14 protein-coding genes are annotated in these 23,535 nt (G+C 72.5%); 8 read left to right on the top strand and 6 right to left on the bottom strand.

The features are described 5' to 3' along the window. Window positions 1-76 precede the first annotated feature (76 nt). Window positions 77-1,159 (top strand): hypothetical protein, encoded by a 1,083-nt coding sequence (locus tag BY998_RS07700; RefSeq protein ID WP_110351057.1) that lies wholly within the window; start codon window positions 77-79, stop codon window positions 1,157-1,159. A 75-nt stretch (window positions 1,160-1,234) separates the two neighbouring features. Next, window positions 1,235-1,675, top strand: a complete 441-nt coding sequence (locus BY998_RS07695) for a DUF1489 domain-containing protein (protein WP_110351056.1) — start codon at window positions 1,235-1,237, stop codon at window positions 1,673-1,675. 110 nt (window positions 1,676-1,785) lie between these two features. Here the strand turns inward: BY998_RS07695 and BY998_RS07690 are convergent, their stop codons facing one another. Beyond that, the gene (locus tag BY998_RS07690; RefSeq protein ID WP_110351055.1) at window positions 1,786-9,540 is read right to left on the bottom strand and encodes a hypothetical protein; all 7,755 of its coding nucleotides are present in this window, start codon (window positions 9,538-9,540) and stop codon (window positions 1,786-1,788) included. Between the two features lie 379 nt (window positions 9,541-9,919). Here BY998_RS07690 and BY998_RS07685 point away from each other — a divergent pair, with 379 nt between their 5' ends. Together BY998_RS07685 and BY998_RS07680 are read left to right on the top strand one after the other, a co-directional pair. Beyond that, window positions 9,920-10,285, top strand: a complete 366-nt coding sequence (locus BY998_RS07685) for an Hpt domain-containing protein (protein ID WP_110351054.1) — start codon at window positions 9,920-9,922, stop codon at window positions 10,283-10,285. A 218-nt stretch (window positions 10,286-10,503) separates the two neighbouring features. Further along, the gene (locus BY998_RS07680) at window positions 10,504-10,824 is read left to right on the top strand and encodes a 2Fe-2S iron-sulfur cluster-binding protein (RefSeq protein WP_110351053.1); all 321 of its coding nucleotides are present in this window, start codon (window positions 10,504-10,506) and stop codon (window positions 10,822-10,824) included. A 68-nt stretch (window positions 10,825-10,892) separates the two neighbouring features. On the opposite strand, the gene BY998_RS07675 is transcribed toward BY998_RS07680, so the two are convergent. Further along, the gene (locus tag BY998_RS07675) at window positions 10,893-12,068 is read right to left on the bottom strand and encodes a VWA domain-containing protein (RefSeq protein ID WP_110351052.1); all 1,176 of its coding nucleotides are present in this window, start codon (window positions 12,066-12,068) and stop codon (window positions 10,893-10,895) included. Window positions 12,069-12,294: 226 nt separating this feature from the next. Here BY998_RS07675 and BY998_RS07670 point away from each other — a divergent pair, with 226 nt between their 5' ends. Beyond that, window positions 12,295-12,702 (top strand): hypothetical protein, encoded by a 408-nt coding sequence (locus tag BY998_RS07670; RefSeq protein ID WP_110351051.1) that lies wholly within the window; start codon window positions 12,295-12,297, stop codon window positions 12,700-12,702. Window positions 12,703-13,041: 339 nt separating this feature from the next. After that, the gene (locus tag BY998_RS07665; protein WP_110351050.1) at window positions 13,042-13,578 is read left to right on the top strand and encodes a MucR family transcriptional regulator; all 537 of its coding nucleotides are present in this window, start codon (window positions 13,042-13,044) and stop codon (window positions 13,576-13,578) included. A gap of 708 nt (window positions 13,579-14,286) precedes the next feature. On the opposite strand, the gene BY998_RS07660 is transcribed toward BY998_RS07665, so the two are convergent. The 4 genes from BY998_RS07660 to BY998_RS07645 form a co-directional block, all read right to left on the bottom strand. Continuing rightward, on the bottom strand, window positions 14,287-15,021 hold the full coding sequence (locus BY998_RS07660; protein ID WP_110351049.1) for a sigma-70 family RNA polymerase sigma factor: 735 nt from the start codon (window positions 15,019-15,021) through the stop codon (window positions 14,287-14,289). Between the two features lie 234 nt (window positions 15,022-15,255). Then, entirely contained in the window at window positions 15,256-16,065 is an 810-nt protein-coding gene (locus BY998_RS07655) for a class II glutamine amidotransferase (protein WP_110351048.1), read from the bottom strand. 45 nt (window positions 16,066-16,110) lie between these two features. Further along, the gene (locus BY998_RS07650) at window positions 16,111-17,364 is read right to left on the bottom strand and encodes a hypothetical protein (protein WP_110351047.1); all 1,254 of its coding nucleotides are present in this window, start codon (window positions 17,362-17,364) and stop codon (window positions 16,111-16,113) included. Then, complete coding sequence (locus BY998_RS07645) at window positions 17,361-19,190, bottom strand: DUF3341 domain-containing protein (RefSeq protein ID WP_110351046.1); 1,830 nt, start codon at window positions 19,188-19,190, stop codon at window positions 17,361-17,363. Before BY998_RS07645 ends, BY998_RS07650 begins: the two co-directional genes overlap by 4 nt. A 468-nt stretch (window positions 19,191-19,658) precedes the next feature. Here BY998_RS07645 and BY998_RS07640 point away from each other — a divergent pair, with 468 nt between their 5' ends. After that, a complete protein-coding gene (locus BY998_RS07640) occupies window positions 19,659-22,268 on the top strand; it encodes an ATP-binding cassette domain-containing protein (protein ID WP_110351045.1) in 2,610 nt (869 codons plus the stop codon). 504 nt (window positions 22,269-22,772) lie between these two features. Then, a complete protein-coding gene (locus tag BY998_RS07635; RefSeq protein WP_146221756.1) occupies window positions 22,773-23,396 on the top strand; it encodes a hypothetical protein in 624 nt (207 codons plus the stop codon). The last annotated feature ends 139 nt before the right edge of the window (window positions 23,397-23,535 follow it).

Raw genomic sequence — 23,535 nt, 5'->3', positions numbered from 1 at the left:
GCGGTCGTGTCAATCTCGCCCAAACCGTCGATTGTCGCGGCGCTCCCTTGCCGGGCGCCGGGTCTTGCGGGGTGTGATGTCGAGTTCCCGTTCCCTGACGCCGCTGGACGCGTCGCAATACGATGCCATCGAGGACGCCGTCCGCGAAACGGAACGGGGCCGGTGGTTTCTGTCGGAATATGCCCGGCGCAACCGCAACGCGGATACCGAGGTGCTGCTGGACGCGATCCGGCGCATCGAGAATGCCGTGACCACCGAGCGGCCCGACGATGTCGGCCGCTTCCGGGGCGATCTGATGGAGATGGCCGACGCCATCGCCCGCACCCGGGCGGAGGTGGCCGCGCTCTCCACGCCGGACCAGGGCGAGAGCCGCCTCACCGTCGCCTCCGAGACCCTCGACGCCATCGTGCGCGCCACCGAGCGGGCGACCTCCGACATCCTGGGCGCCGCCGAGGCGGTGCAGGAGGCGGCCTGGACCCTGCGCGAGACCGGCGCCGACTCCGCCCTGTGCGACGACCTCGACCGGCACGCCACGCAGATCTACACGGCCTGCTCGTTCCAGGACCTGACGGCGCAGCGCACGAGCCGCGTGGTGCACACCCTGCGCTACCTCGAGAACCGCATCACCTCGATGATCGGGATCTGGGGGACCTCCGACGATGCCGTCGCCGGCCTCGACGAGGGCGGCCGGGTGCGCGCGGAGGCCGGTTCGGTCCTCGACGCCGCCCTCGACCAGAGCGATGTCGACCGCTTCCTCGACATGGAGGGCGCCGCCCCTGCGCCGGCCCCGTCCGCCCGCGCGCCCCTCTCGGCGGTGGCCCTGGACGACGACCTTGCCTTCCTGCCCGAGATGCCGGAAGCGGCCGCGCCGGCTCCCGAGCCGGTGTCGATGTCCGCCGAGCCGGTGGCGGATGCGCCCGTCCTCGTCGACGAGAGCGCGGCCGTCCTCGACGTGCCCGACGAGATCGAGGCGGCGTTCGAGGAGGCCGAGCCGACGCCGGATCTCGACGCGCCGGAGACGGTCGCGGCCGAGCCGGCTCCCGATGTGGTCGCAGATGTGGTCGAAGGGGCAAAGCCCCTGGCGGGCGACGACCTCGCCACCGCCTTCCCCGATCTCGACAGGCTGAGCATCGAGGAGAAGATCGCCCTCTTCGCCTGACGGGGAGGGCAGGGTGGCGCGGGCGCGAAATCGAGCCGCCACTTCGCCCGCCGATGCGCTATAGGGGCCCGCGTCATGGCCCTGCATCTCCTGAAGCTGTGCGTCGGCCCCTCCTCCATCGAGGAGCTGGAGGCGCGCATCGCGCACAACCGGGCGGAGGCGACCCGACTCGGCGCCGACCCGTCGACCGTGCACGTCACCCGCATGTTTCCCAAGCGGTCGAAGGCCATTGCCGGCCAGGGTTCGATCTATTGGGTGATGAAGGGCACGCTGAGCTGCCGCCAGCCGATCCGCGCACTCGAACCCGTCACCGGCAGCGACGGCATCGAGCGCTGCCGCCTCGTCCTCGACCCTCTCGTGACGCCGGTCTCGCCCCGCCCCTGCCGTCCGTTCCAGGGCTGGCGCTACCTAGAGGCCCGCGACGCGCCGGCCGACCTCGACCGGGCCAGCGCCGGCGAGGTCGCCGAGATGCCCGAGAGCCTGCGCCGGGAACTGGTGGCTCTGGGGCTGATCTGAGCGCCGGATGCGCTCACCGGCGCGAGCCATTCGAGACTGCCGCGCCCCTCGATCGTCTCGCCTTCGCCTCGCGGTGACGGAGCGTGCCCCGTCACCGCGTCGGCGTTTCCTCACACCTCGTCGAACCGGCCGCTGGCATGCGCGAGCATGGTGTAGACCTTGCCCGTCTCGGAGGTGAGGTAGGCATCCGCCCGCTTGGTGTCGCGGTCGTTCTTGGTCACCTCGCCCAGCAGCCGCTCGAATTCGCCGACGTAGCGATCGACCGTGCGGCGGAACTCGGCATCCGCCCGGTAGCGGCGCTGGATCTGCTCGAAGGTCCGGCGGCCCTGCGTGGTGTAGAGCCGGTCGTCGAACAGGTTCGGCTCGCCCTGGCGGTAGCGCTGCCAGAACTCGACCGAAGCCTGATGATCCACCATCCGGGCGATGTCGGTCGAGATCGCGTCGAGCGAGATCCGCTCCACGGTCGCCGGGGCCTCGGGCGCGGCGGGGGCCGGCGTCGGAGCGGGCTCGCCGGCCTCGTCGTCGATGGAGGCGCGGGTCAGCAGGTCGGACAGCCAGCCGCGGTTGTCGCGGGTGCCGGGCCGCCCCTGGACCGGAGCCGGATTGGCCGGACGGACCGGGGCCGGATTCGCCGCCCCTTGAGGCCGTGCGGCCTGGGGTTGCGCCGCCTGGGGCCGGGGCGCCGCCGGGGCCGGGCTGCGGGCCGCCTGGGGGGCGGGCTGCGCCGCGGGCGCGGGGGCCGCGCGGCCCGCCTCCGCCGTGCGGCGCTGCTCGACCGTGCGGGCCTGGGCCACCGGCTGGGCCACGTCGACGGAGCGGTTCGAGCGGGCGACCAGGGCGGCCAGCTCGTTGAGCGCGTCGATCTGCTCGGCCACCACCCGGCGCATCTCGCCGGTGGCGTCCTGGGTCTCGCGAGGCAGGTCCAGCACGCCGCGCTGGAGGTCGGCGCGGGTGGCGTCGAGTTCGCGGCGGATCTCGGCCGCCATCTCGTTCAGCCGGGTCGCCGACTCGCCGAAGCGTCCGGAGGCATCCGCGAAGCTCTCCATCATCTTGGCCGAAGCCTCCTCGATGGCGCCGCGCACCGCCCCCGCCGTGCGGGCGCTCTCCGCGTCGGCGCCGCTGCGCAGGCGCTCGAAGTCGCCCGCCACCGCCGCGCCCGCCTCGCGGGCGGCCTGGGCGAGGCTCTCGCCCAGCTCCCGCGCCCGGGCTTCCGCCGCACGCAGGGTCTCCTCGACCACGCTACCGAAGCGGCCGGTCTGCGCCTCGATGACCTGGCTGCGCTCCTCGATGCGGGCCAGGACCGCGTCCACCACGGCCTGCCGGCTGGAGAGGCTCTCGGCGAGGCGGTTCTCCACCGCCTCGAGGTTGCCGGCGGCCTCGGTCAGCGCGCCGACATGGGTGCCGGTGCGCTCGACCAGCGCCTGACCGCTCGCGTCCAAGGTCCGCGCGAGGTCGGAGGCCTGGGCCAGCGCGCCCTGCGAGGCGTCGCGCAGGGCGGCCACCTGCGTGGAGACCCGGTCGGAGGCCTGGGCCGTCTCGGCGGCGATCCGCTCGACGGCCGACTGGATCTCCTCGACGCGGGCGGCGAGTCCCTGCTCGACGGCGCCGAGATGGGTCGAAGCCCCGCCCACGAGCTCCTTCAGGCCCGCATTGGCGCTCTCGATCCGCGCCAGGAACCCGGCCACGTCGCGGCGCACCCGCTCGTGGGCCTCGCCGAGGGTGCCGGCGGAGGCCGCGGCCCCCTCGTCCAGCGCGGCGCGAAGGGCCTGGGCCGCCTCGACGGTGCGGGCGACGATGGCGTCGGTGCGCTCGCGCAGGGCATCGACCAGGGGCGTGCCCTTGTCGCTGAGCAGCCGGTCGAGGGCCTGCTCCTGCTCCGCCAGCGCCCGGGTCAGGTCGGCCGCCGGCCCGTCGATGAGGCGCGACAGCTCGGCGTTGCGCCGGTCCAGCGCCTCGGCGAGCGCGTCGGCATGCTCCTGGACCTGGGCGGCGTGGCGTCGGGCGCGCTCGTCGAGCATGCCGTTCATCCGGGTGATGCCCGCCTCGACCAGGGCCCCGTAGGCGTTCTGGCGCTCGTCGAAGCTCTCGGCGAGCTCCGCCTGCCGCTCGGTGCGCGCGTCGAGGGCGGCGACCATCCGGGCCGTGCCGCCGTCGACCAGGGCCGCGTAGGCCTCCTTCTGACGGTCGAAGGCCTCGGCCAGGACGGCTTGGCGGCGGGCGCGCTCCTCCAGCGCGGCCACCATCCGTGCGGTGCCCTGCTCGATCAGGCTCGTATAGGCCTCCCGCTGCCCCTCGAAGCCCTCGGCCAAGGCGGCCTGATGCCGGGCGCGCTCGTCCAGGGCCGCGACCATGCGGGCCGTACCCTCCTCGATCAGGGCCGCGACCGCCCGCTGGCGCTCCTCGGCCGACTCGATCTGGGCGACGTGGCTGCGGGCGCGCTCCTCCAGGGCAGCACCCATCCGCGCCGTGCCCTGGTCGATCAGGGCCGCGTAGGCGTCCTGGCGTTCGTCGAAGGCCTCGGCGAGGGCGTCGGCGCGGCTGGCGACCACGGTGGCGAAGGCGCGCAGGCGCGCATCGATGCGGCTGGTGAAGGCCTCGCTGCGGGCATCCACCGATTGCGACAGGGTCGCGGCCTGGGTCTCCACGAGGCGGGCGAACTCGCCGCCGCGGCTCTGGACCAGTCCGTCGAGGCTGCGCATACGCTCGTCGAACACCGCCGTCATCGCCTTGGTCTGCGCGTCGAGGCGGCCGGTCAGGGCCGTCGAGCGGTCGTCGACCAGGGTGTCGAGGGTGGCGAGGATCTCGTCGAACAGGGTGCGCAGCTCCTGCGCCCGGGTCTCGACGGTGCGCGCGATCTGCTGGCCGCGGCCGTCCACGAGGTCCCCGAGCACGCCCAGGCGCTCGTCGAACAGGGAGGTCAGAGCCTTCGTGCGGGTCTCCACCTCGCCCGTCGCGCGGCCGATGCCGCCTTCCAGCGTCTCGATGAAGGCGCGGGCACCCTCGCGCAGCGCGTCCTGAAGCGGCTGGACGCGGCCCTGGAAGCTCTCGTCGAGCGCGCCGGCATGGGTCTGGAGCAGCCCGCGGATCTCGCCCGCGCGGCGGTCGAGCACGTCCTGCACCGCACGGGTGCGCTCCTCCAGGGTCGCCCGCATGTCGTCAGTGCGGTGGTCGAGCATCCCGCGGATCTCGTCCGCCCGGTGGTCGAGCACGTCCTGCACCGCGCGGGTGCGCTCCTCCAGGGTCGTCCGCAGGTCGTCGGTGCGATGTTCGAGAAGTCCGCGGATCTCGCCGGTGCGGTGGTCGAGCATCGTGCGGAGCTCGCCGGCACGGCTATCGAGCAGGTCCTGCACCGTGCGGGCCGGCTCCTCGAGCGCCGCGCGCAGGGCGTCGAGCCCGGCATCGAACTCGCCGCGCACATGTCCGGCGCTGCCGTCGACGAGGCCGCGCAGGTCGTCCGTGCGGCTGTCGAGCGTGGCGCGGATCTCGTTCGTGCGGGTGTCGAGCACGTCCCGCACCGTGCGGGCGCGCTCCTCCAGCGCCGCGTCGAGCGCGCCGAGGCCGGCATCGAGTTCGCCGCGCACCCGGCCGGCACCGCCCTCGATCAGGCCGCGCAGGTCGTCCGTGCGGCTGTCGAGCGTGGTCCGGATCTCGTGGGCGTGGCCGTCCAGCGCCTGGCCGAGGCGGCCGGCGCCGTCGCCGAGCAGGGCGTCGAGCTGGCCCATCACGTCGCGCAGGCCGGCGAGTAGGCTGGTGCCGCGGCGATCCAGCAGGGCGGCGAGCGAGGCGCCGCCCTGATCCAGGGCCTGCCCGATCTCCGACAGGCGGGCATCGAGCCCGTCCATGGCCGCGCGGCCGCGCTGGTCGAGATCGGCGGAGAGGGCGCCGCCGCGCTCGTCGAACAGGTGAGCGAGGCTCTCGGCCCGCTCGTCGAACAGGCGGGCGATCGCCTCGACATGGCCGCCGAGCGCCTGGGCGGCCCCGCCGCTGCGGTTCTCCACCAAGGCGACGAGCTCGCGGATGCGGCCGGTCAGCTCGCCGTCGATGCTGCGGGTGCGGCTCTCGATCAGGCGCACGGCCTCCAGGGCCTGGATGCCGAAGGTCTCGTCGAGCTGGCGGGCGCGCTCCTCCAGGGTTCCGGTCAGGCCGTCGAGGCGGGCGACCACGCCGTCGTCCAGGCGCTGCGCGCCCTCGTCGAGGCGGCGGGCGAGATCCTGCGTGCTGCGGTCGAGGCGCTCGGAGATGTCCGCCGCGCGAGCGGCGAGGGCGTCGCCCACCGCACGGCCGCGCTCGGCGATGTCCTGCGCGGCGCCGTCGGCGCGCCGGTCGAGGCTGCCGGCCAGGGTGCGGTTGCCCTCCTCGAGAGTCCGGGCGATCTCGGCCGCGCGCTGCACCAGCGCCTCGTTGAGCGCGGTGGCGCGCGCACCCAGCCGGGTGTCGACATGGCCGAGCAGCGAGGCGAAACGCTCGTCGATCTCTGCGGCGCGCTGGGTCGACAAGGTCTCCATTTCCGCCAGCCGCGCGCCGACGGTCTCGCCGGCGAGGCGGGCGCGCTCGGCGAGGGACTCGGCCAGGGCGTTGCCCTGCACGGCGATGATGCGGTCCACCTCCGCGAGGCGCGATCCCAAGGTGTCGCCGAGCGCCTGCGTGCTGCCGGCGATCCGGTCGGCGAGGATGTCGCCGCGGGCGATGGTCTCCTGCAGCGCGGCCAGGCGGCTGCCCAGCGCATCCTCCACCGCGCGGGCGCGGCTGTCGGCGGTCTCGACGAAGGCGGCGTGGCTGCGGTGGAGCGTGTCGCCGACGCGCGAGACGTGGCCGGCGATGGCGAGCATGACCTCGCGGCCAGTGCCCTCCAACCGGGCCTGGGCCTCGTCGGACTGGTCCGCGATCAGCGCGGCGGCGCCGCGGCCGTGCTGGCCGAAGCCCTCCTCCAGGGCGCCGAGCCGGGCGGACAGGTCGGAGCCGACCCCTTCCGCGGTGCGCGACAGGGTTTCGGTGACGGCTGCGCCCCGGGCGGCGATCTCCTCGCCGAGGCGGCGCAAGGTCTCGCGCAGGGTCGCGAGTGCGTCCTCGGTGCGGCCGCCGACCGTGCCGCCGGCCTCTTCGGCCGCGCGGGCGAGCGCCGCCGTGGCCTCGGTGCTGCGGGTGGCCAGCTCCTCGCCGACCCGGGCGAGCGTGTCGCGCAGGGCGCGCAGCGACTCTTCCGTACGACCGCCGACTTCGCCGCCGACCCGCTGCGCCGTCCGGGCGAGCGCATCCGTCGCCTCGGCGCTGCGGGTGTCGATCTCCTCGGAGACCTGACGCAGGAGGTCGCGCAGGCCCTGCGCCGACTGGTCGGCCCGGCTGCCGATCTCGCCGCCGGCCTGGGCCGCCGCGAGGGAGAGGGCCACGGTCGCCTCGGCGCCGCGGACCGCAATCTCGTCGGCCACCTGCCGCAGGAGGTCCTGAAGCGATTGCATCGACTGGTCGGTGCGTGTGCCGACCTCGCCGCCGGCATGGGCGGCGGCGAGCGCCAGCGCGCCGGTGGCCTCGGCGCTGCGGGCCGAGAGTTCGTCGGCCATGCGCTGGATCGCGGCGTGCAGCGCCTGCGAGGCGGCCTCGGTGCGCCCGTCCAGCTCGCCCCCGACGCGCTCGGCGGCGCTGCGGAAGCGGGTCACCACGTCGTTCGAGCGGGTCTCGACGGCGGCGGCAGCCTCGTCGGCCGCACGGCGCAGGGCGGCGGCGGCATCGGCGAAGCGCGACGCCATGGCGTCGGCCTGCGCCTTGGCGGTGCCGGTGGTGTCCTCGGCGGTTCGCAGCAGCAGCGCGGCGGATTCGGTCGCCCGGTCGGTCAGCGTCCCACCCAGGGTCTCGGAGGCTGCGCGCAGGCGGCGCTCGGCCTCCTCGACGCTGGCGCCGACGGCGGCGGTCGCCGTCTCGGCGTTGCGGCGGATGCCGTCATGGGCCGTGCCGGCCTGGATTTCGAGATCGCGGCCGAGGCGCTCGATCGTCTCGCGCAGGCTCTCGGCGGTGCCGCTCGCGCGGTCGGCAAAGGCGCTTTCGAGGCCGGCCAGCGCCTGCGCGACCGTCGCGGCGGCGCCCGCCGCCCGTCCGCTCATGAGTTCGGCCACGCGCTCGCCCGCGGCGTCGAGCCCCGCGGCGAGGGCGCCGCCCTGGACGGTGATGGTGTCGTCGACGCGCGAGGCCGCAGCCTCGATGCGTCCGGCCAGCTCCAGGCCGCGGCCATCCATGGTGTCGGCGGCGCGGGTGGCGGCGGCCAGGAAGTCGTCGCGGACGCTGTCCAGGCGGGTCGAGAAGCTGTCGGCCACGCTGCCGGCGGCGAGCGCCAGGGCGGCCTGCGCGTCGCGGCCGCGGCCCTCGATCAGCTCGGAGACGCCGGTGCCGGCGGCCTCGATCTCGGTGCGCAGCAGGGCGCCGCGGGCGGCGATGTCGTCGGAGATCGCGGCGCCCGTGGCGGCGAAGTGGCGGCTCAGGCCCTCGCCGGTCTCGGCGAAGCGGGCGGTGATCGTGCCGCCGGTCTGGGCGAAGCGCTCGGTCAGCTCGTTGCCGCGCGAGAGGAAGGCGTCCTCCAGGCCCTTGGTCGAGCGCTCGAAGGTCTCGCGCACGGCGCCGCCGTGGCGGTCGAGGGCCTCGATCAGGCTCGCGCCGGTCTCGGAGAGCGATTTTGCGACGGAGCCGGCATTGTCGGCCAGCGTCCGGGTCAGGGCGCCGCCGGTGCGTTCGAAGGCCTGGGTGACCTCGTCGGCGCGCTGCTGGAGCGTGGCGGTCAGCGTGCCGCCGATCTCTTCGAGGCCGCCGCGCACGCCCTCGCTCGTGGCGTTGAGCTGGCGGATCAGGTCGTCGCCGCGCGTCGAGACGTTGCCGACGACCCGCTCGCCGACCTCGCTCAGCGCCGCGGTGATCTCGGTGCCGCGGGCGTCGAGCGCGCCGGTGACGCGCTCGCCCGCGCCGTTGATGGCCGCGACGATGCGCTCGGCGGCGCCATCGAGTTCGGTCGACAGGTTCTCGTGCGAGCCGGTGATGGCCCCGCGCACCCGGTCGGCATTGGCGACGATGGATTCGCGCTGGGCGATCAGCTCGTCCACGAGGGTGCGGATGCGGATCTCGTTGTCGGAATAGGCCCGCTCCAGGGTCGAGATCTCGCCGCGCACCAGCGTTTCGAGTTCGCCCGCCCGGGCGAGCGCCCGCTCCACGCCGTCGCCGACCGCGGCGACCTCGCGGCGCACCGTCTGCGACATGGTCAGCACGGCGTCGGTCGAGAAGCTTTCCGGCTCGGCCAGACGGATCGCCACCTCGCCGACGGCGCGGGCGACGAGGCGCATCTCGTGGGCGCGCACGGCCAGCATCGCCGTGATGAGGAAGAGCACGATCGGCCCGGCGATGGCCGTGGCCACCACCGCCGCCTGGAGCGCGGTGAGCCCCGTGATGAAGGCTTTCAGGTCGCCGCCGGACTGGTTCCAGGCGAGCGCCACGAGGCCGTTGAGCCAGAGGAAGGAGGCGATCCCGGCCACGAGATAGGGCTTGCGCGAGGGGCGCACCCGCAGCGTCTGCTGCAGGATGCCGATGTTCTGGCGGTCGTCGTTGGCCACCAGCGAGCGGTCCGGCGGCAGGAGCCCGCCCTCGCGGCGCGAGCGCCCGCGCTCCGGCGGCGGCAGATCGGGGGCGCCCGTGTCGATGTCGAGATTCGGGGTGCGGCGGTTCCCGGCCTCGGCGAAGGGATCGGTCAGGGGATCGCCGTCGCCGACATCGGGCAGGCGCGGCTCGACGCGGGCGTTCTCGCCCGGTGCCGGGATGTCCAGATTCAAAGCCTGCTCGATCGCGGAGAGGGCCGCCTCCGCCGGATCTTTCAGCTTCTTCTCGGTGGCCATGCAACGCCTCGTACGCATCGCCGTCCACTGGGGGAGGATGCGCCGTCGCACGCGCCCTCCGCAGTGGAGACGGATTTACCCGAAGTCCTCGGGAACTTTAGACCCTTGGATCACGCCCCCGATACCCGATCGGGCCGGCGCACCCAAGAAACCTTAACGGAATGGTTACCACGCCGGGCTCCGACCGCGGACGCCCGCTTCAAGTTCTGACGCGGGAAGCCTTAAACGGGTACGGGCGCGCCGTGCCTGCCCTGTGGATAGCGTCCGCCGCCCACAGGCCGATCGCGGGAACGGCGCGCGTCGGCGGGCCCGGCACCCTTTCCGGCACCCAGGACCTTTCGGCACTCAGGACTTTCCGCAGATCCTCGCGAGACGAGATGTGAGTGAACAGGACCAGCCCGCCCCCCTGCTCGACCGCGCGCATCTCGACGCGCAGACCTTCGGCGACGCCGATCTCGCCCGGGAGGTGCTGAGCCTGTTCGAGGATCAGTGCCGCCGCCTGCTGCCGCCCCTCCTCGACGAGGGCCGCCCCGTCGGCGAGCGGGCCGATCTCGCCCACACCCTCAAGGGCGCGGCCCTCGGCGTCGGGGCGATGCAGGTGGCGCAGGCGAGCGCGGCGGTCGAAACGGACCTGCGCACCGGCGGACCGGCCTCGCGCAGCGGCGCAAAGGCCGGGCTCGCGAGCCTGCGGATGGCGGTCGCCGAGACGCTGGCGGTGCTCGGCGGCCTCGGGCTCGAAGCATAGGGGCTCGCCGCATTCCGCGCCGACGGGCCGCGAACTCGGCCGGTTTCCAGAGCGTCGCGGAGCCGGCCGCGGCCGAGGAAGGCGACGGGCCGCACGCCGACGGGCGCGACGGAAAAGCGCCGGCTTCCCGCTTGCTTTCTGGCGCCGCCGCCCGCAAGCAGACGCCACGCCGCCCCTGAAGGATCGCTGGCGGACGCCGACACGTCCCGGAGCCAAGTATGCCCAAGATCACCTTCGTCGATCACGCCGGCACGGCCCGCACGATCGACGGTGAGGTCGGCTCGACCGTCATGGAGACGGCGATGCGCAACAACGTCCCGGGGATCGACGCCGAGTGCGGCGGGGCCTGCGCCTGCGCGACCTGCCACGTCTACGTGGACGAGGCCTGGGCCGACAAGGTCGGGCCGGCCGAGCCGATGGAGCAGGACATGCTCGACTTCGCCTCCGACGTGCGCGCGACCTCGCGCCTGTGCTGCCAGATCCGCGTCAAGCCCGAACTCGACGGGCTCGTCGTGACGACCCCGGCCCGCCAGGGCTGAGGAGGCCCCCGGCCGGGCGGCGATCAGGCCTTGCCCCCATCGGCAAGCGCGACGGGCCGACGGGCGTCCTAGCGCAGCAGCGCCCGCATCGCGCCGTCGAGCCCTTCGAGCGTCAGCGGGAACATCCGATCCGAAACGATCCGGCGCACCATGCCGATCGACTGCGTATAGGCCCAGTGCTCGGCCGGGACGGGATTGAGCCAGACGGCCTTCGGGAAGTGATCGAGGACGCGCCCGAGCCAGACCTCGCCGGCTTCCTCGTTCCAGTGCTCCACCGATCCCCCGGGATGGGCGATCTCGTAGGGGCTCATGGAGGCGTCGCCCACGAACACCACGCGGTAATCCGACGGATAGGTGCGGATCACGTCGAGCAGCGGGATGCGCTCGTCGTGGCGGCGATGGTTCTGCGTCCACACCGCCTCGTAGGGGCAGTTGTGGAAGTAGTAATGCGCGAAGTGCTTGAACTCGGAGCGCGCGGCCGAGAACAGTTCCTCTGCCATTTCCACGTGCCAGTCCATCGAGCCGCCGACATCGAGGAAGAGCAGCACCTTCACCGCGTTGCGCCGCTCGGGCCGTAGCCGCACGTCGATGAAGCCCTTGCGGGCGCTCTCGCGGATCGTGCCGTCGAGATCCAGTTCGTCGGCCGCCCCCGTGCGGGCGAAGCGGCGCAGGCGGCGCAGCGCCACCCGCATGGAGCGGGTGCCGAGTTCGCGGGAATCGTCGAGATCCTTGAACTCGCGCCGGTCCCAGACCTTCACCGCGCGGAAGTTGCGGTTGCCGTCCTGGCCGATGCGGATGCCTTCCGGGTTGTAGCCGTAGGCGCCGAAGGGCGAGGTGCCCCCGGTGCCGATCCATTTCGAGCCGCCCTGGTGGCGCTCCTTCTGCTCGGCCAGGCGCTGCTTCAAGGTCTCGAACAGCTTGTCCCAGCCCAGCGCCTTCAGCTCGGCCTTCTCTTCTTCCGTCAGGTATTTCTCGGCGAGCTTGCTCAGCCATTCCTCGGGGATCGGCGCGGGCTCGACCGCCTCCCCCATGACTTCCAGCCCCTTGAACACGGAGGCGAAGACCCGGTCGAAGCGATCGAGATGCGCCTCGTCCTTCACCAGGACGGTGCGGGCGAGGAAGTAGAATTCCTCGACGCGCTTGCCGGCGAGGTCGCGCTCCATCGCCTGCAACAGCGTCAGATACTCGCGCAGGGAGACCGGCACGCGGGCCTCGCGCAGGCCCGTGAAGAAGGGGAGCAGCATGGCCCCTAAACGCCCGAGCCGGGCCGGCGGGTCAAGCCGGGGCCGCGGACGGATCGGCGCGCGGCGGGCGGGGCCGAGCCGGCGCGACTCCTGTGGACGGCGCGGGAATCCGGTGGATATCTGGGCCCGACCTCCTTCGGGGTGGGGCACAACCGTCATCGCAGGACAACTAGAGTCCCCACGTCAACGCAGGATGCGTCCGTGACTTGAAGACTGGATAGCCGCCATGCCCGTGGTCTTGCGGTCCCTGAGCGATTTCAAGAAGTTCCTCCGCAAGCCCGGAGCGACCCTGCAGATCGTCCAGAACACCCTCGTCGACCGGCAGGACGAGGCCTCGCGCGCCGCCTATCGCCGCAAGGGCCTCTACGAGCCGCGCACGCTCCGGGCGATGTCGAAGAAGGCCGCCGTGTTCGACGTGCAGGGCCACGAGACGACGGTGTGGCTCTACTGGGATCGCGGCACCCGCAACTGGCGCTTCTCCGGCGACACCGTGACGATCCCGCTCAACGCCGCCCTCGGTCCGCCGGACGCCGTGGTCTATCGCTGCTCCCTGCCGGACGAACCGAAACGCGCGGCGCGGCGCCGGACGGCGGCGGCGCACGGGAACGGACCGACGCTGCAGCCGTCCCCGTAGCATCACCGTTTTACGCACCCCGAAGGCTTCGCAGCTTAGAGTGACCCGGCGGGACCTTCCAAGGACGCAGGCTAGTCCACGCGCCATTCTCACGATTTGTTGAGGAAGCCGAATCAAGTGGACGCAGCGAGCTGATTGATCAAACCTCAGCTTGTATGAGTCACCTTAAGCAGCGATCTAGCCGGTTCCGACGGCGCCTGATCGGCGGAAATATCGCCCAAACGGGATCTTTTCCTCAGTTTTGCAATCGCTTTCCGGGAAAACGGGCGAAAACGGTCTTGAAACTTTCGTCCATCCTTTTAGTTCAAAAGAACGAGGGGCAAACCAGGATCTTTTGAAATGTCGGATATCAGTCAGGTTCCAGAACTCGACCGGATCGAGTTGGCGGCGGATCTCGTCTCGGCCTATGTCTCGAACAATTCTCTTCCCTCGGCCGAGCTGCCGGCGCTGATCACGCAGGTCCATGCTGCCCTGCTCGGCCTCTCTGCCCCGCAGACGCCGAAGGAAGAAGAAGTCGAGCGCGCCACCCCGGCTCAGGTCAAGAAGTCGATCACGCCGGACGCGCTGATCTCGTTCATCGACGGCAAACCCTACAAGACGCTCAAGCGGCACCTGACGACGCACGGCCTCGACATCGAGGGCTATCGCCGCCGTTACGGCCTGCCGACGGATTACCCGACCGTTGCCTCGAACTACTCGGCCGCCCGCTCGGCGCTGGCCAAGGATCTCGGCCTCGGCCAGCAGCGCCGCAAGCCGTCGACGAAGACGGCCGAGCCGGCCGACGAGGTGGTGTCCGAGACGCCGCCCGAGCCGCGCCGCAAGAGCGCCGGATCCGGTGAGGGCCGCAAGACGGGCGGACGCCGCAAGGCCGCATGAGCGGATATCGGCCCGGCAGGGCTTGTCCTGCCGGCCGGTCCTTCGCGTTCCGAGACGGGGCGTCAGCGTAGAGTTTTCAGCCTGCGCCGACGCGATCCGCACCATCCACGAACGCTTCGGCCTACGGCCGGATTGGTCTCATCGCAGCTTTCCGATGATCGACCTCGGCCCGACGGAAAGTGTCTCGCAGAACGCCCGGCCACCGACCGCCCTCGCACCGACGGCGCGACGGGAGTTTTGTGGGAGACCCGAAAGCCGGATAACGCGGTGATGGGATCGCTGTCCGGAACATCCTCGACGCGGTCGGCCGTGTCGCGCCAGATTTTGCAATGCGCCTGTCGCGAGCGGCGACGACTGGGCGGAAATCGAAGCGTTTCTGGAAAGCGTCGGACGCGTCCCGGAACTCTGCGTGCCGGTACCGCCGATACCATCCCCATCCGATCGCCTCGGATCGTCATGGCAAGGCGGAGCCGTCCCTCCCTTCGAACGATCCGGTGAGGTCGCGCTTCAGGATCGCTCGCGATGGCGGCTCAAGCGACGAGCCAAGGCCATCGAACGGACGCCGTATGGGGTCCTGCGGGCGTCGACGGCCTTTTCGCTGCCGTCTCACGGACGGCGCTTCGAAATCAGCGGCGGGCCGAGCGCTCTCCGCTCGACCGCCCCGCCTTCGGCGGCTGGAATCCCTTGAATCCGCTTTGCCGGCGCGCTTCAGGCGTCCGGCATCGCCGACTGGATGAAGCGGTCGGAGCCAAGATCTTCCTCGTCGTAGCCGAGAAGCTCCGCCAGACGCCCACGGGCGCGGCTGACGCGGCTCTTCACCGTGCCGACCTTGCAGCCCATGATCGTCGCTGCCTCCTCGTAGGAAACGCCCTCGGCACCGACCAGAACGAGCGCTTCGCGCTGATCCGGCGGCAGCTTGGCGAGCGCCGATTGCAGATCCTCGACATCGAGCCGGTCGCCCTGATGCGGGGCGGTGGCGAGGCGGGCGGCGTAGGAGCCGTCCTGATCCTCGACCTCACGCACGCGCTTGCGGTGATCCGAGTAGAAGATGTTGCGCAGGATCGTGAAGAGCCACGCGTTGAGGTTGGTGCCCGGCTGGAAGCGGGCGCGGTGCTGCCAACCCTTGAGCAGGGTATCCTGCACGAGGTCGTCGGAGCGGGCCGGGTTCGAGGTCAGCGACAGGGCGAAGGCGCGCAGGGACGGCACCGCAGCCAGGAGCCCGTTGCGGAATTCCGGGTCGATCCGCTCGCCCTGCGCCTTCAGGGCGCCTTCGAGCTTGGCGATCAGCTCCGCGAAGCGGGCCGGAGTGTCCTCGCCCGCGCCGAGCGTGTCGTAGACGCTGCGCAGGTGATCGCCGAGATGGCTGCGGATCGTATCGGAAAGCTTGGGACGGCCGTCAGTCATCGCGGGACGATCCAGGGTCGCTTCGGTATCGTTACGCATCGGGCTCTTCGCGATCGGGGCGTTTCAGCGTTCATCGGCACCGCACGGCGCTCGGAGCGTGGCATAGCGCGGCATTTAACATAGTTGTAGCGCATCCCCCGCCCCAGCGCACCCGCGCCGCGCGAATTACTGTCACGCTTGCGCACAGGGATATCGGGCCAACCCGCTCTGATCAGATGTTGGCTCGATGCTGGCCCGGAAATGCGGCAAATCCGCAGCACCGTCCCGGCGGGCTCAGGCCGCCCCGCGCAGTTCGGGCGCCCGGCGCCGCCGCGCCTTGAGCAGGCGCACCGCGCCGTCGGTGAGCACCAGGGTGTCGCCGCGCTCCAGTTCGGTCCAGGTCTCGTCCCGGGTCAGCGCGCGGGTCGCGATCATGGTGACGATGTCGGTCTCGGTGGTCTCCTGCGCAAAGTCGACCCGCCAATCCTCGTCGATCAGCGTCGCCGTCCCGAAGGGGGCGCGGCGGGTGAGGTAGCAGAGCCGCTTGCCGCAATGGGCGTAGAGCGCGCGGCTGTCGGTGAGCAGCATGTTGAACACGCCCCGTTCCGACAGGATCTGCGCGTATTCCGCGATCGCCGCCTCGAGGGTGGCGGATCGCGGCGGCTTGGGGAAGCGCTCCTGCAGCTGCGACAGGATCCAGCAGAAGGCGTGCTCGCTGTCGGTGGTGCCGACCGGCTCGAACCGACCCAGCGGCAGGCGCTTCACGCCCTTGAGCTGTCCGTTATGGGCGAAGGTCCAGCGGCGGCCCCACAATTCCCGCGAGAAGGGGTGGGTGTTCTCCAGGCTGACGCGTCCGCGATTGGCCTTGCGCACGTGGGCGACGACGATGCGGCTCTTGATGGGGTAGCGCCGCAGCAGCTTGGCGAGTTCGGAGCGGGCGCTCGGCTCGGGATCGTGGAAGCAGCGGCAGCCGCGCCCCTCGTAGAAGGCGATGCCCCAGCCGTCGGCATGCGGGCCGGTCTCGCCGCCGCGCCGGGCGAGCGCCGCGAAGGAGAACCGGATGTCGGTCGGCACGTTCGCGCTCATTCCGAGCAATTCGCACATGGTCGTCGGAGGATTTTCGCGCGGGATGCACAGGGGAGGGCGAACCTAGGAAGGTTCGGGCGGGCGGACAACCGGTTTGCGCCGCATGTCCCCCGGCGCCGCGTCTTTCCCCGCGCCCTTGCCGCTCTTGGCGCCCTTGCCGCCCCGCTCGCGCCCGGGCCAGGCGGGCGTGACGGCGAGCCCCGGCACGAGGCGCCGCAGGGCGGGCGTCAGGCCGGCCGCGAGCCCGGCGACGCCCGCGAGCGCCAGGACATCCGTGAGCGTGATCCCGAAACCGTCGCGAAAGGCGGGGGTGACGAACCATGCCAGCTCCGCGAGATGGACCGCGACTGCCAGAGCGGCCACGAGCCGGGTCCGGTTCTCGCCGGGGCGCAGCGTCAGGATCGCCGCGAGCGCCGTCACCATGAGACCCGCGAGCGCCAGGGCGCGGCCGGGCAGGCCGGAACGCAGACGGTACCATGCGGCGGCCTGCGGGTCGGCGGCGGCATCGAGCATCAGGAACTGCACCGCGTGCAGCCCGACCCAGACCAGGAGCAGCACGGCGAGCGGGGTGAGCCGGTCGTGGCGCCGCCGGGCGGGTCCGATATCGGGGGGCGCCACGAGGATCGCGGCGGCGAGCGCGAGGCTCGACCACGCGGCCATCACGAGGAGGCCGAAGGCGCTGGCGTGGAAGCGCCCCTCCGCTCCGGCGCCCACCGCCATGACGAGATCCCAGGCGGCCAGGGTCCCGACCACGGTGTGGAGGCCCAGCCCGAGCACCGCCCGGCCGTCGTCGATGCGCCCGGCCTTGGCCCAGGGCTCGCCGCCGCGGCGGGCGAAGAGCAGGGCGAGCCCGGTCCAGAGGGCGAAGTAGAGGCCGAGGCGTCCGGCGAGGAGTGCGTCCGAGAACCAGAGCGCGGTCAGCGCACCGTCCGATTCCGGCGGAGCGGCCGCGGAATAGAGCCGGGCGGCGGCCGGCAGGAGAGGCAGGCTGAGCAGGGCCGCCACGGGCATCAGCACCAGGAACCCCCGCAGGGTCTCCAGCAGGGCGGTCTCGGGCTGCGGGCGCCAGGCATCCGCCCGCTCGATCATGATGACGACGGGCAGGGCGCCCGCGGGCAGCGCCAGCAGGCAGGTCCAGGCGAAGAGATAGGCGGGTGCGAGTTCGGGCAGGCCGGCGAGATGCCAAGCGAGGAGCAGGCAACCCGCGCCCGCCGCGAAGACGGCGGCCGGGCGCCGGGCGGGATCGCGGAAATAGGCCGCAGCGGATTTCGCCCCTGCCGCCTTGCGGGCGGCGCCGCCCTTCTCCTGCACGCTCACCGCCGCGGCCCTGCGGCAGCGATTCCGTCGACGGCGAGGGGCCGCCCGGCGCCCTCGGGCAGGCCGTTCAGCCGGCGCAGCAGGGCGGCCGGGTTGAAGCCATCGGCCGAGGGGACGACGGTCAGGACGAAACGCCCGGCCAGGGCGGAGGAGGGGGCCGCGCCCGCCTCCCTGCGCAGGGCGTAGCAGAGGGCCACGACGAGGCCGAGCGTGCCGCCCGCGGTCGCTGCCGAGAGGACCGGCACCGCCAGCACGGCCCAGGACAGGACGGCGGCGCCGGCACCGTCGAACGCCCGCACGCCCTCCGCCGCCCGAACGGCCAGATAGGCGGCGGCACCGAGGCCGGCGCCGCCGAGAGCGGCCCAGCGCAGCCGCCATCCGACCCGGTGCAGCGCTTCGGCGGCCTCCGGCATCGGCACGGGGCCGAAGGCGTCGAGGCGCGGCGGCCGGTCGAGGACCGTGAGGCTTCGCACCGCCTCCGAAAGCCCGGCCTCCGAGCGGAAGGTGGCGGCCAACCGTCCCCCCTGAGGCTTGGGTTCGCTCCCGGCCGCGTCCGAGGCCGCACCGGAATTGCGGGCCAGGGCGAGCTGCCGCGTCTCCACGATCGAGACCGGCGGCACGAGGCGGAAGACGAGGAACAGGCCGAGAGCGAAGACCCCGATCGCGCACAGGGCGGCGGCGGCCGGGCCGAAGGCCGCCAAGAGGGCCTGCGAGAAGGCAGCGTCGGCGGGTGCAACGGCGGATCGCGCAATCAGCCCATGATCCGCCCCGAGGCCGATGGCGACCAGGGCGCCGATCAGGCCCAGGGCCGTCGCCTTGCGCCGCACGGTGCCGATCCAGAAGAGTTGCGACGGGAGCAGGCCGACGAGCATGAGCATCCAGAAGGCGGGGGCCCCATCGCCGAGGACCCGGCGCGCCAGATGCGTTCGTTCCGCCGCACCGCCATAGAGGAACGCGGCCACGCACTCGGTGACGTGGCAGTAGAGGGCCGCGAGTCCGAGGGCGAGGATCAGGCGGCCGAGGATGTCGAGATGGCGCCCGGTGACGAGGCCGTCGAGGCCTTGAACCCGGCGCAGGGCCACGGCCAGCGCGGCGGTCAGCCCCGCCCCCGACAGCACCGCCTCGACCAGCAGGGCGACCGGCAGGAGCGTGTCGTGCCGGTCCGAGCGCAGGGCGGTGGCGACGGCCAGATCCGTCAGCACGGCCACGGCCGCGAGGATGCCGAGCAGCGCGAGGCCGCGGCAGGCGCCGTCCCAGACGCGCCACTGACCGGCGGAGCCTCGGAAGCCGCAGGCGGCCAGCCGGTAGAACCGGCCGCGGCGGCTCGAGGCCCCGGCAGGGCCGCCTTCGGCGAGGCGGTCGCACAGCAGGGCCAGATCCGGCAACAACGCGGCGCCCCACAGGCCCGCGCTCGCGGCCAGCAGCGCCGCGAGGCTCATCGGATGGACCGAGGCGGGAAACAGGGTGGCGAGGCTGGCGCCGAACAGGGCCGCCGTCTGTGCCAGCCGGCCGATGCCGCAGCGCCACTCGACACCGGCCAGGAGCAGCAGCCCGCAGATCATCAGGCAACCCGAGGCGAGCCCGATCCACCAGCCCGCTCCGCCGGCGCCGAGGGCAGGGACCGGCAGCACGAAGCGCAGAGCGGCACAGGTCGCGGCCAGGGCGAGCGCGCCGGCGGCGGCGAGGCGCCACTCCCGTCGGGCAGGCGTGAGCACGACGCCCGCGAGCGCCGCGCCGATCGAGGCGACGGTCTCGTCCGCGCCGATGACCGGCGCACCGTAGAGGGAATCCGCCTCGCCCGCGGGGGATAGGCCCGTTGCGCTCATCGGGCCGGCGGCCTCGCGGCAGCCGGAATGCTGACGAGGGGAGAGAAAGGGTCGCGCGAGGCCATCCGAGGTCGTCGATCGAGAGAGAAATCCGCAACCCGAGCGGCGCGAGGGGCGGGCGGCAGGGGCCGGCCGCGCCTCCGAACCCTGTCCGGATGACGCGCGAGAGCCCCCCTCGGCCAGCCCCCCGGCACGAGAAGCGCACGCCCCCCGGCGCGCCGTGTGCTCTCCCGCACTAAAGAACGCCGCCGGGCCGGGATTGCAATGCGACGGTCCGGCGCCGCGGGCTTGCGTCGCCCCGTTTCCGTGCGAAGAGAGCGGTCCGTCACGACCTCCGAACGAGCCCGCACCAACACTCCAGGAGCCGGCAGGAGCCGGCAAGAGCCGCACCGTCCTCTCCTCACGCCGCGAACCTTCAGATGCCGCACCCCACCGCAGCGAACCCGTCGCCGGGCGTCCGGACTGCCGATGGAGCGTGATCCCGTCCTGTTCGCCTGGGCCTCGTCGCCGCGGCGCCACGCGGCGGCCCTGGGACTGGCGGTCGGCCTCGGCGGTCCCCTGGCGCTGTTCGTGCTGCTCTGCCTGCGCGACCTCATCGCCGTGCTCACCCGCAGCGGCCCGGATTTCCTGCCCTTCCTGCGGATCGCCCTGCCGCTGCCCGGCCACCACGAGAGCGAGGCGCCGATCCTGTTCCAGGGCTGGAGCCTGCCGCCCTCGGAACTGCCGCTGATCGCGCTCAGCGCGCTCGCCGCAGCGGCCCTGCTGCTCGCCGCCCTCGGCGGCGTGGTTGCCTTCCTCTGCTTCTCCGTCCAGGCCCGGGCCACGGCGCGGCTGCGGGCACGGGCCACGGAGGCGATCCTGGCCTCGCCGCCGGGCGCCCGCGAGGATCTGCGGGCGCTGCCCGGTCTCGTGGGGCAGGCGCTGGCACAGATGGGTCCGCTCACCGCGGTCGGGATCGTGGTGCCCGGTCTCACCCTCGTGGCGATCCTGCTCGCCCTCGTCATGGCGGAACTCGCCGCGCCGCGCCTCGTGCCGGTGATCGCGCTGCTTCTCGCCGCCGTCGGCCTCGCCCGCGCCCTGCTCGCCAGCCGCTCCGCCGCCCGCCGGAGCCTGCGCCGCTCCGACACCGCCGCGACCGAGGCGGGCCTGCGCGACCTGATCCGGCGGATGCCCGCGGTGCGCGCCCACGGGGCCGCGGCGTTCGAGCGACGCCGCCTGGGCCTGCGGGCGCGGGCGGCCCGCTCGGCCCTGGTGCGGGCCGAGGCGCGGCTCGCCTATGCCCGCGCGCCCGCCTTCGCCCTCATCATCCTCCTTCCGGCGCTCCTCGTGGCGACCGCTCTCTGGCAGGGGGAATCCGCGACGGAGGGCGACAACGTCCTGCCCGGCGCATTGGCCGCCGCGGCCGGGGCCTTCACGCTGGCCGCCGTGCTCGTCGGCATCAGCCTGCGCCTGTGGAACCAGCACCGGGCAGTGGCGCCGCTGTTTCGCACCATCGCCGAGACGCTGGGCGCCCTGAGTCCCCGCCTGCCGGGCGACGGGCAGCGCCGGGCGGCGCCCTTCCCCCTGGCCGGCCGCCTCGCGGCTCGGGGTGTCGGCGCCTACGATCCTGGCAGCGGCGAGCGGCTGACCGGCGTCGATCTCGACCTGCCGATGCCGGCCCACGTGGCGATCGTGGGGGCGCGCGGCAGCGGATCGCGGGCGCTCGCCGCCCTGCTCGCCGGACAGATCGAGCCGACTGCCGGCGCCGTCACCTATGGCGGCACGGATCTGCGCGCCTTCGACTCCGCCGAGCGGGCGCGGCGGTTCGCGCTGGCCGGCTCCGAGGCGATCCTGATCGAGGGGACGCTGCGCCAGAACCTGCTCTACGGCGCCCGCAGCGGCGACCGCGAGGCTTCGGGGCTGGCCGAGCGCATCGGCATCCTCAAGCTCACCGGGCTCGACGCCTTCGTCTACGAGCGGGGGCTGGAAGCCTCTGTCGACCCGGAGGACGATCCCGCCACGGCGCAAGCGGTGGTGGCCGCGCGGCAGGCCGTGCGCGAGGCCCTGGCCCGCGAGGGCATGGCCCGGCTCGTCGAGCCGTTCGACCCCGCCCGCTACAACCATCAGGCCGATATCGGCGAGAACATCCTGTTCGGCGAGGCGGTCGGGCCCGCCTTCTCGCAGGCGCGGCTCGCCGCGCACCCCTATCTCCGCGCCGTGCTGGAGGCGGAGGATCTGACCCGCCCGCTGGTCGATGTCGGGCTCCAGGTCGCCCGCTCGACCGTCGAAATCTTTTCCGACCTGCCCGACGACCATCCCCTGTTCGAGACCTTCTCGCTCTTCCCGGCCGCGGAGCGGGGCTATTTCGAGGATCTCGTCGCGCGCCAGCCGGATGCACGCGGCTTCCGGCGCGGCCCCGCCGGGCACCGCGACCGCGAGCGGCTGATCGGGCTGGCTTTGCGCTACAGCGAGACGCGCCACCGCTTCGGCCTGATCGACGCCGCGCTCGAGGAGCGCCTGGTCGCCGCCCGACACTCCTTCGCGGCGATGCTGCCGCCCCGCTACCGCGAGAAGATCGAGTTCTACGATCCCACCCACCTCACCGCCGCGGCGAGCCTGGAGGAGAACCTGCTGTTCGGGCGCATCACCCAGGGCGAGGCGGGCGCCGAGGGGCGGGTGCGCAGCCTGGTGCGCCGGGTGCTGGCCGAGCAGGGCCTGGAGCCGACGGTCTACCGGCTCGGCCTTGCCACGCGCATCGAGGCGGGTGCGGCGGGCGCCGGCCAGGGCCAGCGCGCGGTGCTGGGGGAGGGCGCGATCGGGCCGCGCGAACGCACCGCGATCGAGTTCGTGCGCTGCCTCGTGCGCCGCCCCGACATCCTCGTGGTCGGCCTGACCCTCGACGACCGCAAGCCCGACGAGATCACCGCCCGGGTGGAGCGGCTGCGCGCCCTGCGACGCGGCGCCGGTCTCATCGTCTGCCTGCCCGACGAGGCGACGCTGGCTCGGCAGGCGCCCTTCGACGCCGTGCTGCGGGTGGAGCGCAACACGGTGCTGGACCCGAGCGAGGCGGAGACCACGCTCGTCCCGCTCCCGCACTAGGATCCGGCGCCAGAGTCCGGCGCCTGATGGGGGCGGCTCCTCGGCTCAGGCGAACGTGAGGAGCGGGGCGCGTCCTGACCGCACCGTGCATCGCTCGTGCCGTCGCCCGAAGATCCAGACATGACCGGCCCTTCGGAGCTTGCGATGTGTTCCGCATCCAGCGGCTTCACCGTTGGGCATTTCGATTGACAATCTTCGATTGCAATATTAGATGGTCCAAGTCTTTCATTTGAAGACAACCGGACTTTTCTGAAAGCCTGCGGACCATGACTGCGGATGCGCAAATCCTGCGCGAGGCAGATCCGCAACTCGATCTCCGACCCGAGGCGTACAAGCGTGCCGGACGATGTTGTGGCGTGGCCGGGTTCAGTTCATCCTCGAATGTTTAGAAAGAAGACAGATCGTTTCGTTGTCGAACCTTCGGTCTTGCGAACAGGATTGTTCCACGACGAAGCCGCTGTGCGTCTCGCTTCGACATACCTTCTAGCAGGCGTTCCCTCGGACGTGCCCCTGATCATCACCTGGGCGGCGAAGGCCGGGCAGACAGCCAGGGCTCCAGCTACCGTCGTGATGCGGGCCGTCAACCGTAGGGGCGAGGACGACATCAAGATCGCCCGGACCTTCACGCGCGGCCGATCTCGCACATGGAGCGTCGAGCATACCTACTTCGCCATGGCGGATCGCCACCGCGGCGGAGCGGCACGACGCATGATGCGCGCGAGCGTCGAAATCTACGATCGGCTCGGCATCGGGCGCATCACGGTCCACGCGAACATCGATGTCGGCGGATATGTCTGGGCGAAGCTGGGCTTTGCCGCCACCGATCCCGCCCATATCCGGGCGGAGCTGGCCGAGGCGCTCAAGGACAATCCCGGCTGCGTGATCTTCGCGGAAGCGAACCGCGTGGCGAACGAGAGCAGCGACGACGACCTGATGTACAACCTCGCCCGACTGGAGATCGAAGGCCTCCACTCATGCGGCAAGTCCCTTCTGAGAGGGGCTGACTGGTATGGTCATGCGACCTTGAAGGACCCTCGCCACCGCGCGAGGCTCGCGCGGCATTTCGCGACGGAGCATGATGACGCGCGTTCGAACACGGCAGGAGGCGGCGAAGTTGAGCACGCTTGAGGCATTTCCCGGCCACCTGACCGGCAAGATGCGGGACGTCTCGGACGAGTTCCTGCGACCCGAAGACCGCTTCACGGAGGAGGAGCGGGCACGTCCGCGGCTGAATTGGCTTCGGCCGAGTGACAAGGCAGACGAGCCC

The sequence above is a fragment of the Methylobacterium sp. B4 genome, from assembly GCF_003201865.1.
GTDB lineage: Bacteria > Pseudomonadota > Alphaproteobacteria > Rhizobiales > Beijerinckiaceae > Methylobacterium.
Note: the sequence above shows the minus strand (reverse complement) of the source record. Positions and strands in the feature narration are given on the sequence as shown.